A 13,263-nucleotide genomic window follows, 5' to 3' on the forward strand; every position below is an offset into this window, starting at 1 on the left:
ACAAGCCCTCACTATCTATTAGCTTCTAATCTTCATTCATTCTATCTGCTCGTATCCAGCTCATTTCCTCAATGTTTAATAATTCTTTAAACTCTTCTACTAACTGATGCTCATATTTCAGTTGTGTATAGTAATTATTATTTAAAATATCGTCTAATTGTTTTATTCGCTCATTATCTAGTTCAAAAAATCTAAATGTTTTTAGATTGCAATTTGTAAACTGTTTTGCTATTTTCTCATTGTATTCATTAGATCTCAGTACTTCTTCAATTAATTCAGTTCTGATTTTGTCCCCTCTAGGGTCGACATATAAAAATTCAATGTGATCTTCCTCTGGATATCTTTCTTCTGCAAGCTTAATAATTGAAGTATCTAATAACACATATGATATATGAAGACTTGCTATCTGTTGTGAATTGTAAACTACACGGTATCCCCAACAGTGATCTTCAAAATTATAAAAATATAACACTGGGATTTTTTCTGAAATTTGAAATAGACTTTCTGGAATTTCTTCACTTTCTTCTGTATCTTTGGTTACGAAAACAAACCATTTGTCATTTAAATCCTCCGCGTATATAGGATCATGCTCAAGAATTGCTTCTTTATATTTCAATAGTGATAAGCTTCCTGAAGTAAATTCACTCATTGTTTTGGCTCCTTTTTGTTTTTTTAGTCATATTTCAGCTAACGTTCTTGCATTCATGAACCCCTAAGGGGTTGTCTGCTGAAATTCCTCTCCGAAATCCACCTCGCAGACCCATACTCCGTAAGGAGCCGCTGCTTGAATATGATGTTAGGCGATACCCTTGATCTCTTTTGAGTTCCTTAAAATAATCCCTATTACTACTGTATTTTAACTTCTCAAATCAACAACCATCGTGATTGATGAATCAACTTTCCCAACTTCTTTAAATCCGAATCTCTCGTAGAGTTTCATTGCCGCTGCATTGCTCGGATCAACACTGAGGGATAATTTTTTTTATATTCCTCTTCCTAGCTTCTTTAAATAATTCATCCATTAAGGCCATTCCGATTTTCCTCCCCCTGTATTCTTTTAACAAAGCCATTCCTAGTTCGGGTACATCATTATCAATAAATCCAAATCCCTTATTATCCTCGTTAAAATATCGAACTGTTATTGATCCGACGGGTTCACCCTCATGGTTCATTGCTATAAATCCAAAATCCCCCTCTCTTCCCCAACCTTCAATATACTTTGATATATAAGGGTCTTTTATTATCGCTTTATCGAATGGCTCTTGACCTTCTGGGACAAATAATGATTCATATAACATCTCCCATAAAAAAACACATCATCTTCTATTATTGGTCGGATTCTGTATTGCATCATTGAAGTTACCTCATTTCTAGATTCTCAAAGGTTTCACCTAACGTTTCTGTATTCCTGAACCCGAAGGGGTTGTCTGCAAAATCCCTCTTCGAAATCCAACTCGCAGACCTAGGCTCCATTTTAGCAGCAGCTTGAATAATATTTTAAATGTCACTTCCTTCATTGATTTCCTCAACGTAAATTTTTGTTCAACTTCTTTGTCAGTATTATTTCCAGAGGTTCATTCTCAAACATTAAACATCCAGCATCTCTATATCCAAGCTTCCTATAAAAATGTTGAGCTCCTTCATTCGACTGTGTTGAGGTCATGACCATTTCAAATCCTTTTTGTTTCATTAATTCTTCCCAATACTGGACAACTTTTTTACCAATACCTGTTCCTCTATACTCCTCATCTATCCATATCATATTCATAAATGGTGTGTTGTCCCAAAAAAATCCGTATCTCATCCAACCTATTTCTTGATTGGATTCTCTAATTATTAGAATTTCATTTTCTTTTATTTTTGGTCTTATCAGTGTCTTATGTATGTGCTTGTCTCTTAACGAGATATACTCATAATCTGATTCAATCGCAAAATCAATCTTCATTGTAAATCCTCCCTTTCACTCTTTTCATTAAATATCTTCTTGGTAACACTTAGCACTGATGTCTCATAACGTTTGTACATTACATAAGTTTATAAAGTCTTTTCAAAAATGTATAAGTCACCTTCTTCTCTAACTTTGGTAAACCCACACTTTGAATAGAAGTGATGATTCTTCACACTCCAGCTAGGATTGCTCCCCCGATTATTTCTCCATTAAAGAGCACCTTGAAATATTCGCAATTTTGCATCATCTCTTCTTGCCAACTTATGGAGTCATATCCTATTGGCCCAACGGTTTCATTATTCTTAAAATGCTTTGGTTCATCCTCAAAACTGGCCTTTTGTATTTCAGCAAGTTTTTGTGCATCATTTTTTCTAGCTTTTTCTAGTGTCAGCACCCAACATACCTCCATTGTCTTTTTATTTTTTCTGGGGTTGTCTGCTGAAATCCCTCCTCCAACTCCATCCCGACAGGCCAAAGCTCCGTGAGGATTCTTATGCTTGAATATTATGTTATCAGAAGTTACCGAACTTCTTCACTATGCATTCAAAATCAATCAGCAAATTTTTTTATCAGCGAATTTTCTTATGTGGTCTTTTTTCATTTTGTAGTTTGATTATTAGTTCATATACATCTCTTTCACTTTTCTGAGCTTTTAGTGACTCTTCTTCTGTTATTTCTATTTCTATCATTTGAACCACTATTCCACCAGCATCAAAACTAATGAATATTCCCCCATCTCTTCGGATTATATTAATCCCATACTTGGCAAAGAGTATATCCATAAAATGACCTCCAGATCTTTCGCGTTCTTTATACTATAGTTTTTAGTACTTTTGAGATCTTATTATTATGTTTTAGTAATTCAAGAATTTCTGATAACGTTTGTGTATAAAGCCTCTAAATTAGAGGCTCATATGGACGATGTTCGTTCGTGTCCCTCGACACCACAGTTCAGCAAATTCCAAAATTGTTCAACCATAACCGATGCCGGATATGGCATCGAACGGGTAATCCACCATTCCACTACCCCCACTGCCGCTGAAATTAAAAATTGCACCGTAATGTCCCTGTTCATATCCTGATCGAGGTTGATCGAATCCAGATGCTCGCACAGACTTTGCCGAAACATTGTCTCCATTTGGTTCCGAAAAACCGTACTTCCCTTGTTCGTTAGCATTCTAGAGTAGAATGAAGCATGCTGCTCCAAATATTCAAACGTGCGCAGTAGTGCGGTTTTGGAAGGGACATGAAAGAAGTTATCTTCAGACATACAATTGTGTAGTAACTCGTTAATTTGAGCTTCCATGCATTGATCGCGCAGATCATACTTGTCAGCGAAATGCAAATAAACCGTTCCGCGATTGACATTCGCTTCCTCCGCAATTTGATTGATCGTAATTCTCTCGAATTCCTTTTCTGACATCAGCCTCATAAAAGCATCAATAATGGCTTGCCTCGATTTTTGAATACGCCTGTCCATATCCTTCTCCCCTTTGCACCATCCTAAAAAATGAACATTTCGAAGTCCTCTGTTGAAAAATCAACAACCACGCTTGTTTTAACCATTGAACCCCATATACCGCTCTGTTACATTCACTTTATAAAATTTATGTTGATGATTCAACATATGTTCAATTTTAGAGGAGCTGTAATCATGAAAGCTATTGTTTTACAATCTTTGGATAATTTAATTTACATTGAATTAGGAGGGTTTAAAAATTGAAACTTACAGGAAACACGATTTTTATTACAGGCGGCGGTTCGGGAATTGGACGTGCGTTAGCAGAAGCTCTCCACAATCTTGGAAACAAGGTTATTATCTCCGGTCGACGTAAAGAGCGTCTGGAGGAGACGATCAAAGCGAATCCCGGCATGTCCGCAGTGGAATTGAATGTACAAGATCCTGCCAGCATAGAGGCGGCCGCCAAGCAGTTAATCAAAGAATACCCGAATGTTAATGTCTTGATTAACAATGCTGGCATCATACAGTCCGATGACGCGGCGGGCATGATCGATGAGGATGTTTTGATTTCGACTGTCACTACAAACTTGCTAGGTCCCATTCGGTTGACTTCTGCATTCATCGAGCATTTGAAGTCCAAAGAAGAAGCGGTTGTCATCAACACGACTTCAATACTTGGATTTGTACCATTAGCGACAACTGCTGTATACTCCGCGACGAAGGCAGCACTTCATACCTATACGCTGTCTCAAAGGTACTTGCTTAAAGACACATCGGTAAAAGTAATAGAAATTGTGCCCCCATGGGTTCAAAGCAACAACGATGAACCGCGTGCGATGCCACTTGATTCATTCATTGATGCAACAATAAAGATACTTGGCACGGATACAGACGAAGTTCTGGTGGAAGAAGCGAAAATGTTTCGAAATAACCCTGGCCCGAACGAAGGTATTTTTGTGACCCAGCTTAACGATACGATGAATTCTGAACCTCCAAAGATTCATTGATCCACCTGTGATTCAATTTGCAAAAATTTAGGCGAACATAAAGTAGACACTCAGCTCCGTCTACTCTATGTTCATTTTATTGCAACTTGCACGTGGAGTAAGAAAAAGCGCCAAGCAGTCACACTCATGTTTACCTCTTAAATAATTTTGTTGATTTCACATAGTGTTTGGGTATTCCTGAAGTTCAAACACCCCTTTGTTAGGTGATGTCAGGGACATCCTCGATTTACTAAAAAAATGTTTTCATGATCTTACTTCATTTAAAAATCTTGTTATTATCGGTAGGTCGGGAGGACTTATTTGATTAGGTATCTTGTTTAAATCAAAAAATCGTATATCTTGTACTTCAGCTTCATCACCTTTAATTATTCCACTGTATTCTTTACATATATAAGCTGCAACTACGTTATATACTTCATCTCCATGAGGATATCGATAGTAAAGTTCCGGGCCTGAAAATATATCAAGTAATTCTAACTCTTCAGCTTCTAAGCCTACCTCTTCAAAAAGTTCCCGGCTTGCAACCTCCTTCATATTCTCACCAGGCTCCATTGAACCTCCTGGTAATCCCCATAGACCATTGTCAGTTCTCTGTTGCAATAATAATCGTCCCTCATCATCTATGAGAATCACACATGCTCCTGCCATAATTATAGGTCGGGTACCTACTAACTCTCTTAATTCTCTTATGTAATTCAATATCTTCACGCCCCTTTGAGATCCTCCAACAGACCAAGGCTCCGTTAGGAGCCACTGCTTGAATTTGACGTTATACGACGGATTCACTTTTTGAGTCTGCTTTCGTCAATGGACAAGGCACATAGCACAGGTGGCTCTGCCACTTAGCTGGTTAAATGTATCCGGTGAATCCGCTCCTCCCAATGCCTCTTCCGCAACAAGGGTCGGGCTTGTCCCGGCCACTACATTGAATACGATGTTAGATGATGTCACTCACTTCTTCGAGTTGCATTCAAAGTAATTATTATTCTTGTTTCCATTTATGTGCTTCGAGTAGTTTTCCAGTTTCATAATACTCTATTACTTCAAGCATAGGAATTAATTCTATACAAATGTTATCGCAATAATTGCCTAACTGACCACCAGCAACCAGAAGAATTTCCCTGTTTCCCTGTTTATCATTCATAAGAGTATATATATTACCATCAATTGTAATAGACACTATGAAATATTCCGGTCCGCCTCCAACTAATGCTGAATCTGTGTCTGATACCTCAAAAAAAACTAATGTAAATTTATCTCCGTCGAGTTTTCTTAAAAAACTTAAAGTGTCTGCCCATTTAGGATTTATAACTATTTCTTCATTGAACGTGATCCCATTCCATTCATCAATACTAATAGATTTTATCATTTTTTCTTTGCATCCTTTATAGATGGTTTTATTTATTTGGGTGCTTTCATCTAACGGTTCTGTATTCACGACCCCAGCGAGTGCTGGGGTGTCCTGCTGCTATCTCCTTCTCCGAAATCCTTCTACGGGTCGAGGGGCTATGCTCGATGCGTGAGTACTAGGTTATCAGATGGACTATGACAATTTAAAGGATATTCACAAAATTTCTTCTCCCTTTAATATTTCATTTGAGAACTGGTCCACAGCCAACCACGTTGAAACATCTTCTTCGACATTCTTATTCCAAGCAACTAAAAAATGTACTTGGCATATCTCATTAGAATCAATTAGTGTCATGGGAATTGTAATGCCTTTATCAGAACTTAAGATAAAACCGTACTTTTCAAAGTCAGAGTTCAAACATAGCGATTTAGGAATCATATCTCCTTGATTTCTTCTTGCCATTAACATATCACCGTCTTGTGTTCCCAAGTGTAAACGGTATACCTGATTCTCGTATTCGACAGCTTCAAGATCTTCCCCAGTATTAAATCCATAATCTGTCCAACTGTAACCCTCCTTCCAGGAAGCAGAAAAGCTGCACGTACTTATTTGAGTGTTCGCATAAGGCTTTATTCTAAATACTGCTCCCCAACATTCTTCTACTGTCAGATGTAAAGCGAGATTGAGCTTGGGTCTACAGACAACTAGCTCACAATCAAATGAATCATAATAATATTTATATAATGACCCACCATTTTTGAGTTTATAACTTTGTTCTGGTTTGTTCTGGATGATAGAAGTTATCAGAGATTGTGAGTGAAAATTCAATTATACCAAGAGGAGTATGAATTTGTGGCTGTAAGAGATTGTTTACTTTAATTAAGACTTGTTCTCCATGAAATAGCTTCATTATTTCCCTCCTCATAGTCTTTCTAATAACGTTCCTGTATTCATGAACTCAAAGGGGCTATCTACTGAAATCCCTCTTCGAAACCCAACTCGCAGACCTAGGCTTCGAAGGAGACGCAGCTTGAATATTATATTATGCGAAGCTTCTTTGAGGACTCTTTTGAACCGATATCTACAATTCTTTGTTTAAAATAAACTCAAAAAATCTTCATCAGACACTAAATGATTATCTTTTATAAATGTCTCTAACTCATTCAAATAATTATTACAGAGTTTGATATATTTATCTCCATATTGATCTTGAATCTTATTTGAATTGGTTTCAATATTAATGATTTCTTTACGTGCTCTTCTTAAAAATAATATTGAACTTGTATAATTATCACTTAGACATAAAGAAATTGAATTGTTAATATAGCAGACCAAGCCATAGAATACAGAATTTCTTCTTAATCCTGTCCATTGCTTATGAATCTCTTCGGTATTTAATTTTTTGGCTAACTCAAAGACATGAGAATTCAAAAACATCCGGTATTCCTCCATCTTTAAGCAGTTTCGCATAACGTTCCTGTATTCATGAACCCCAAAGGGGTTGATATACTTCTCCGAAATTCCTCCAGCAGACCAAGGCTCCAAAGGAGCCGCTGCTTGAATATTATGTTATAGGATGTAGACATCTTCTCTGAATTAACTAATGCGTGTTCGCAAAATCCAAGAATGCCGTTAAATTTGTTGAATTAGAAGCATGAAACGACGATACGATTCAACGGTCGCCGTGATTCCCAGTTAGAAAAACCAACGTGTTCAGCACGCTTACGACCGTAACATGTAAAAAGAACGTTTCCTAGTCGAATACTTTTTCAATAAAATTGAAAAAAAACCAATTCCTATCAACTTGTTTCGTCAAGACAGTGAGCATGTTCAAGGCCTTTTGGTTTAATTTCGATTCAGATTCGGTTTAAAGGTTTGCATACACACCAAAATATATGTTTCTATTTTCAGATTGAGTAATAGTATATTAAATGAGATAATAGATTAAAACTAATCAAGGCATTAGGTGATCACAATGAAAAAAAGGCAACTTTATGCAGTAGATTTTTTTTGTTCAGGCGGCGGTATGACTTGCGGATTAAAAATGTCTGGAATTCAAGTTATAGCTGGAATAGATATTGATTCTAAAGTAAAAAAAACTTATGAATTTAATAATCCAGATTCATTATTTATACAACAAGATGTTACCACATTAAATGAATTAGAGTTAGCTAAATATATTGATATAAAAGTTAATGATGATAATATGATTTTCGTTGGATGTAGCCCCTGTCAGTATTGGTCTATTATAAATACTAACAAAGAAAAGGCCACTCAATCTAAAGATTTGTTAAATGAATTTAAAAGATTTGTTTTATTTTATACCCCTGGCTATGTTGTGGTAGAAAATGTTCCTGGACTCATGAAAAAAGCGAAAGAAAGTGGTTTAGATGCTTTTATCCAGGAATTAGAACACTTAGGTTATACAGTAGAGTATGGCATTTTCAACCTAAACGAATATGGAGTTCCACAAACTCGCAAGAGGTTTTCTTTAATTGCAACACGTATTACTAAAAATAAGATTACCCCAGAAAAATCCTTACAATATTTAATAGTTAAAGATGTAATTGGACAAGCCAATGGATTTGCTCCAGTTTCTGCAGGTCATAGAGATGATAGTGATTTTCAACATACCGTTGCACAATTAAGTGCTGAAAATTTAAAAGTTATAAGTGAAACTCCTAGTAATTTAACGAAATCCATAAAAAACCGTGCTTTTTTTAATGGAACAGGTTTTTCAGATAGTTATAGTAGAATGAGCTGGGATAAACCAGCTCCAACCATAACAACTCGTTTTTTAAGTGTGTCAAATGGTCGTTTTGCACATCCCGAAGAAAATCGTGCCATTTCTTTAAGAGAAGGTGCTTCTTTACAAACATTCCCGAAAAATTATGTTTTTCATGATTCTAGCATTCACAAAATGGCGCAAATGATAGGAAATGCTGTTCCACCTGAATTTGCAAAACGTATAGGAGAAGCGATAATAAATGATTACGCAGATAGAAAAAGAAATTAAAGACCTTGAGAATATGTTTGATACAGATTCCAAACGCAAAATATTCCCAAAACATATTGACTACATAAGGTTCCCTTCTTTCAAAAATTTTGAACCTGGCTTGAAAGTGAATTTTAATTTTCCGATTGTATTCTTGACTGGAACAAATGGAAGTGGAAAAAGTTCTATTCTACAGGCTTTATATGGTTCTCCCGAGAACAGTAGTATAGGTGATTTTTGGTTTAACACATCTTTAGATCCTATTAATGATTTAAACGGTAATCGTCATTGTTTTATTTGTGGATTCACTACAGAATACACAAAAACTAAAGCAGAAATTATAAAAACCAGGATTCACAGGACTGACAAAAACGGAAAAGTTATACCTGAATATTGGGAGCCATCACGACCAATAAAACGATTCCAAATGGAATTTAACGAAGACGATGTAGACCCCAGAGAAGCCTCTAAGACTCGATGGAATTTACAAAACAGAAAAGTTTACTACATGGATTTTAGATATTCACTTAGTGCTTTTGATAAGTATTTTTATTTTGGAAAAAGACCTGATCAGTTAAAAACTAAACAAGACGTAATTAGAGAACGTTCAATAAAATTAAAAAGGGCATTTGAAAAAAATATTGAACAAACCTATTACAAACGTAAAGTAGATCGTCCAATAACAATAAGTGAAGAAGCATTGATAGCGATCAGTGATATTTTAGGTAAAAAGTACGTTGAAGCTAAAATATTAGAACATGACTTATATGATTCTGATACTGAAAAAGGGTTTGCAATAAGGTATATAACTGAGGAACTCAGTTATTCTGAGGCATTCGCCGGAAGCGGAGAAATAGCAGTAGTTAAATTGGTGAACGACTTAATAAATGTTGAAAATAATAGCTTGGTGCTACTGGATGAGCCAGAAACCTCTTTACACCCCTTAGCTCAAAAAAAGTTAATTCAATTTATACTTCAACAGATCAAGAAGAAAAAACTTCAGGTCGTAATCTCAACTCATTCGCCTGATATGTTAGAGTCAGTACCTAGTCGGGCTATAAATGTTTTTTATGAAAATCATGCAACTGGTAAAATTTCTGTGCACGAAAATGTACATCCGCAAAATGCCTTTGTTTTTATTGGACATTCTAACATTCAAAAAAAAGTAATTATAGTAGAAGATCAACTTGCCAAAATGGTCGTAGAAAGTGTTTTACTTAAAAGTCTTAATACTGAGCTATTTGAAGTCAGCTACTCACCTGGCGGAGAAAGCAGCATCAAGCAAGAAAACATGGTTGTTTATGCTAAAACTAAAGATAAAAATAAATTTATTATATTTGATGGAGATCAAAGGAAAGACAAATTTAATTTAGCTGACTTGACACAAAGAGAAGAAAATTCAGTGGATCTAGCGAACAAAATTTTTAAGATAGTAGGCGAAAATATAAAATTTCAACAGGATAGTAATTTTAGTGAAGAAAAGAAAATAAAACAATATAAAGAGTACATTGATTTCCATTATAATAATGTTTTCTTTCTGCCTAAACTTATTCCTGAAGATATTATTTGGGATGAAGAAATAGCAAAGAGAGAAGCTGAAAGTCGTGGTCTTTATGATGAACTGATGAAAAAAAACAACACAAAAGATAAATTTAATCTAATAGCAGAGTGCATGTTCGGATCCAGAACTTCCTCAGATCAAATTAAAACTTATGAGTATTTTTTAACAAAGTGGATAAAACAAGAATCAAAAGATTACTTAGAAATTCTAGAAATTATAAACTCAATTAAGAATAGATGATTTAATATTTAAATTTCACTTCAATCAAAAATTAAACAAGTAGATTAATCTCCTAATATAAGTAGATTAATCTACTTATATTATTACTAGAGCGTGTAAGCAAACTTCTAATTATGATGTTTCTATATGTATTCTTCTAAACTATAGGTGATTTGATACAACTCGTTATTCTAAGATAATGCATTTTTATAAATTCTATGATTAAAATGACCTACTCATCATGTTGATCCTCTAGTAGTTCTAAAACATAGTTAATCTTCCTTTCATTTCTTGTTTTTTTATAATCCCATACTTCATTTGCTTTGCATCAGTTAAATCAACCTCTGGTAGAGAATGATTCGAAACTTTAAAAATAATTACCCATATTTTCCTCTCTGGTCTACTTCCTATAACGTTCCCTGTATTCACGAACCCTCACCACCTTAAGAGACGAAGTCCCGACCGCGACGCGGTTAGGTGGTGCAGGGTTGTTCGCTTGAGTCCGCTTCCCTATTTATCTCCTCTAGCGAACCAAGGGCCGAATGGACCGCAGCGTGAATACGATGTTATCAGATTCCGGCACTTCATTGAATAACATTCAAATGGTTTTAATATTTTTTTCCCAGCAACGCGGTAAGCTCAAATCTTCAATAATTTTGGGGTTGTCCGGATCTCCTGTACCAAAGATAATTCTACCAGGCTCCCAATCCATTAAAATCTTGTTTACTAATTTTGTTACCTGTGTTCTTACGCTTGGTTTTTTTAAAATAGAGAGCGATTCCTCGAAATTATCACATATATAATGAAGTGTATTATTTTTACATCGGTGCAAGCTCCCGGAATATATCCTATCATCCTTCAGAAATATTGTAATTGCCAATGAGGGCTGCATTGGGTTTATATATATCGTGCAGATAGAATCTTGTTTCCACGAGGTACTGCTCAATTTCTTAGTTACATTACTATTAATAGTATTACTGTAACTACTATTGCAGCATGGACAGTGTTCAATCTCTAGTGGACTATCGACCAATACCAACTGTATTTCCTTACCAACCCAAACAATCTCTTCGAGAACTTTATCCAATAATAAATCCATAGGGCCTTCTATTAAATGAAATACACGTTCAAATTCAATTTTTTCGTCATCCCATTGAAAAATTAATCTTAATGAATGGATTTTATCATAGTCCCCATAAGTATTTAATACTGCAAAAACTTTTGGGTTCTTTTGTGAAGCTTCTTTTACAAAGGCTTCCCAAGATTGCTTATACTCTCGAATTTCAACTTCTGTTAATTCAAGATGATTAGGTTCGTTATATGCTTGTGGTCTATGGTGTAGATCGTGATCCTTTACACAGAGAACAGCCAGATTTTCCTCAACTGTATTAGAATTATCACCATCAATGTGGTGGAAATGAACACCTAGTCCTCTCTTTTTACAAACACAACAGACACCTACGTTTTTTTGAATTAGTATATCCTTTAGTTTTGGATTCGGAGATACTCTCATTTAGGCTCCCCTTTTTGCTGGTTTCTGATAACGTCTTATTTACGAACTTCAGAAAAAATGTTCTCTTTGTCATATTCACGAACTTCGTGAATCCTGCACTTTGTTCCTGATTCCCGCACTTTCTGCGTTTCAATCCTCCAGCCCGCTCATCCGATCCAACGGACTTTGAATCCGCCCAATGTCCCGTCTGCTCACATGTGTATACCGCTCCGTCGTTCGCACACTCTGATGCCCTAGCAGTTCCTGAATATAGCGAAGATCAATCCCATTCTCCAGCAAGTGGGTCGCAAAGGAATGCCTTAGCGAATGGATACTCACCTGTTTGCGAATGCCCGCTTCAGCCAGCGCTTTTTCAAACACTTTCTGCGCTGAACGTTCCGTCAGGTGGCGGCCTTCCCTCTGCCCTGGAAACAGCCAGTCTGCTGGCTGCTCCACCCCTATATACTGCTCGACCACCGCAAAAGCCGCTTCGGATAGCAGCGTTTGCCGATCCTTCCTGCCCTTTCCCTGACGAACTTTCAGTACTTTCCGTTCACGGTCGCAGTCTTCAAGACGCAACCTCACCACTTCGCTTACCCGCAGCCCGGATGTATACGTCAGGTACAGAATAGCCTTATGCTTTAGATTTTTCACTGCTTTCAACAGACGCATAACCTCATTCAGGGACAGCAGTTTACTCTCCTTTTTCGGACGAACATAGGCGGCGGATTTGGGCTGCTTTAGCACATGGCGAAAGTAAAATTTCAGCGCGCTGATCGCTTGGTTAACATAAGCGTGCGAAAGGCCTTTTTCGAGCAGCGCCAACGCATATTTTTGCACCGTCGCATCATTTATGCTTGCTTCGGTCCCTTGCAATCTTGCAAAAAAGCGTTCCGTTTGCGATATGTATGCTTTGCTGCTGTAGCCCCTTGCCACCAATGCATCGCGCATTTCTTGCCGCTGATCCGGGTTCCATTCACCTCGTTCCGAAGAAAAGGGAACCGCATCAGCCTACGCGTCCCGCCGATCGTTTTTTCATCCCGATAAAGTAGGTTTATCTTCATCTCACTTGCCTCCTTAGTATATCAGCCGTTCAAAAAATTGGAAATCTAATTTTACACAAAAAAAGGGACTTAAGATGGATATTCATCTTAAGTCCCTGATTCTTTCAGAGTAAATTATTGATCCATTAAGTCCAATTTACATTAACATAAAATGTCTTACCTTT

Annotated in this window: 16 protein-coding genes and 1 pseudogene; 3 read left to right on the forward strand and 14 right to left on the reverse strand. The window is 36.5% G+C overall.

From position 1 onward, the window contains the following. Positions 1–25: 25 nt before the first annotated feature. The 6 genes and pseudogenes from MHI21_RS17765 to MHI21_RS17790 all read right to left on the reverse strand — a co-directional run bounded on the left by MHI21_RS17765 (position 26) and on the right by MHI21_RS17790 (position 3,428). Positions 26–649, reverse strand: a complete 624-nt coding sequence (locus tag MHI21_RS17765; protein ID WP_342418623.1) for a hypothetical protein — start codon at positions 647–649, stop codon at positions 26–28. Positions 650–959: 310 nt separating this feature from the next. Further along, on the reverse strand, positions 960–1,298 hold the full coding sequence (locus tag MHI21_RS17770) for a GNAT family N-acetyltransferase (RefSeq protein WP_342418624.1): 339 nt from the start codon (positions 1,296–1,298) through the stop codon (positions 960–962). Positions 1,299–1,525: 227 nt separating this feature from the next. Next, on the reverse strand, positions 1,526–1,945 hold the full coding sequence (locus MHI21_RS17775) for a GNAT family N-acetyltransferase (protein ID WP_341163555.1): 420 nt from the start codon (positions 1,943–1,945) through the stop codon (positions 1,526–1,528). A gap of 89 nt (positions 1,946–2,034) precedes the next feature. Beyond that, a pseudogene (locus MHI21_RS17780) lies at positions 2,035–2,342 on the reverse strand (hypothetical protein). 175 nt (positions 2,343–2,517) lie between these two features. Beyond that, entirely contained in the window at positions 2,518–2,730 is a 213-nt protein-coding gene (locus tag MHI21_RS17785; protein ID WP_342418625.1) for a hypothetical protein, read from the reverse strand. 128 nt (positions 2,731–2,858) lie between these two features. Further along, positions 2,859–3,428 (reverse strand): TetR/AcrR family transcriptional regulator, encoded by a 570-nt coding sequence (locus tag MHI21_RS17790; RefSeq protein ID WP_342418626.1) that lies wholly within the window; start codon positions 3,426–3,428, stop codon positions 2,859–2,861. A 239-nt stretch (positions 3,429–3,667) separates the two neighbouring features. On the opposite strand from MHI21_RS17790, the gene MHI21_RS17795 reads away from it, so the two are divergent. Further along, on the forward strand, positions 3,668–4,417 hold the full coding sequence (locus tag MHI21_RS17795) for an SDR family NAD(P)-dependent oxidoreductase (protein WP_342418627.1): 750 nt from the start codon (positions 3,668–3,670) through the stop codon (positions 4,415–4,417). Between the two features lie 243 nt (positions 4,418–4,660). Here the strand turns inward: MHI21_RS17795 and MHI21_RS17800 are convergent, their stop codons facing one another. From MHI21_RS17800 to MHI21_RS17815, 4 genes are all read right to left on the reverse strand, one after another. After that, a complete protein-coding gene (locus MHI21_RS17800; RefSeq protein WP_071644342.1) occupies positions 4,661–5,116 on the reverse strand; it encodes an NUDIX domain-containing protein in 456 nt (151 codons plus the stop codon). Positions 5,117–5,399: 283 nt separating this feature from the next. Then, on the reverse strand, positions 5,400–5,855 hold the full coding sequence (locus tag MHI21_RS17805) for a hypothetical protein (protein WP_342418628.1): 456 nt from the start codon (positions 5,853–5,855) through the stop codon (positions 5,400–5,402). A gap of 126 nt (positions 5,856–5,981) precedes the next feature. Beyond that, a complete protein-coding gene (locus MHI21_RS17810) occupies positions 5,982–6,230 on the reverse strand; it encodes a hypothetical protein (protein WP_342418629.1) in 249 nt (82 codons plus the stop codon). A 633-nt stretch (positions 6,231–6,863) separates the two neighbouring features. Next, complete coding sequence (locus tag MHI21_RS17815) at positions 6,864–7,205, reverse strand: hypothetical protein (RefSeq protein WP_342418630.1); 342 nt, start codon at positions 7,203–7,205, stop codon at positions 6,864–6,866. A gap of 538 nt (positions 7,206–7,743) precedes the next feature. On the opposite strand from MHI21_RS17815, the gene MHI21_RS17820 reads away from it, so the two are divergent. Both MHI21_RS17820 and MHI21_RS17825 read left to right on the forward strand, forming a co-directional pair. Continuing rightward, positions 7,744–8,784 carry a DNA cytosine methyltransferase gene (locus tag MHI21_RS17820; RefSeq protein WP_069081124.1) on the forward strand — a complete coding sequence of 347 codons (1,041 nt, stop codon included), beginning with the start codon at positions 7,744–7,746 and terminating at the stop codon, positions 8,782–8,784. Beyond that, on the forward strand, positions 8,756–10,564 hold the full coding sequence (locus MHI21_RS17825) for an ATP-binding protein (protein ID WP_069081125.1): 1,809 nt from the start codon (positions 8,756–8,758) through the stop codon (positions 10,562–10,564). Before MHI21_RS17820 ends, MHI21_RS17825 begins: the two co-directional genes overlap by 29 nt. A gap of 240 nt (positions 10,565–10,804) precedes the next feature. Here the strand turns inward: MHI21_RS17825 and MHI21_RS17830 are convergent, their stop codons facing one another. The 4 genes from MHI21_RS17830 to MHI21_RS17845 all read right to left on the reverse strand — a co-directional run bounded on the left by MHI21_RS17830 (position 10,805) and on the right by MHI21_RS17845 (position 13,099). After that, a complete protein-coding gene (locus tag MHI21_RS17830; RefSeq protein WP_342418631.1) occupies positions 10,805–10,972 on the reverse strand; it encodes a hypothetical protein in 168 nt (55 codons plus the stop codon). Positions 10,973–11,141: 169 nt separating this feature from the next. Next, positions 11,142–12,056 carry an HNH endonuclease signature motif containing protein gene (locus MHI21_RS17835; RefSeq protein WP_342418632.1) on the reverse strand — a complete coding sequence of 305 codons (915 nt, stop codon included), beginning with the start codon at positions 12,054–12,056 and terminating at the stop codon, positions 11,142–11,144. 129 nt (positions 12,057–12,185) lie between these two features. Further along, a complete protein-coding gene (locus tag MHI21_RS17840; protein ID WP_342418633.1) occupies positions 12,186–12,986 on the reverse strand; it encodes a tyrosine-type recombinase/integrase in 801 nt (266 codons plus the stop codon). After that, the gene (locus tag MHI21_RS17845) at positions 12,887–13,099 is read right to left on the reverse strand and encodes a hypothetical protein (protein WP_342420250.1); all 213 of its coding nucleotides are present in this window, start codon (positions 13,097–13,099) and stop codon (positions 12,887–12,889) included. Before MHI21_RS17845 ends, MHI21_RS17840 begins: the two co-directional genes overlap by 100 nt. Between the last annotated feature and the right edge of the window lie 164 nt (positions 13,100–13,263).

Origin of the sequence: Paenibacillus sp. FSL H8-0168 (assembly GCF_038592955.1) — a bacterium.
GTDB classification, from domain to species: domain Bacteria; phylum Bacillota; class Bacilli; order Paenibacillales; family Paenibacillaceae; genus Paenibacillus; species Paenibacillus polymyxa_B.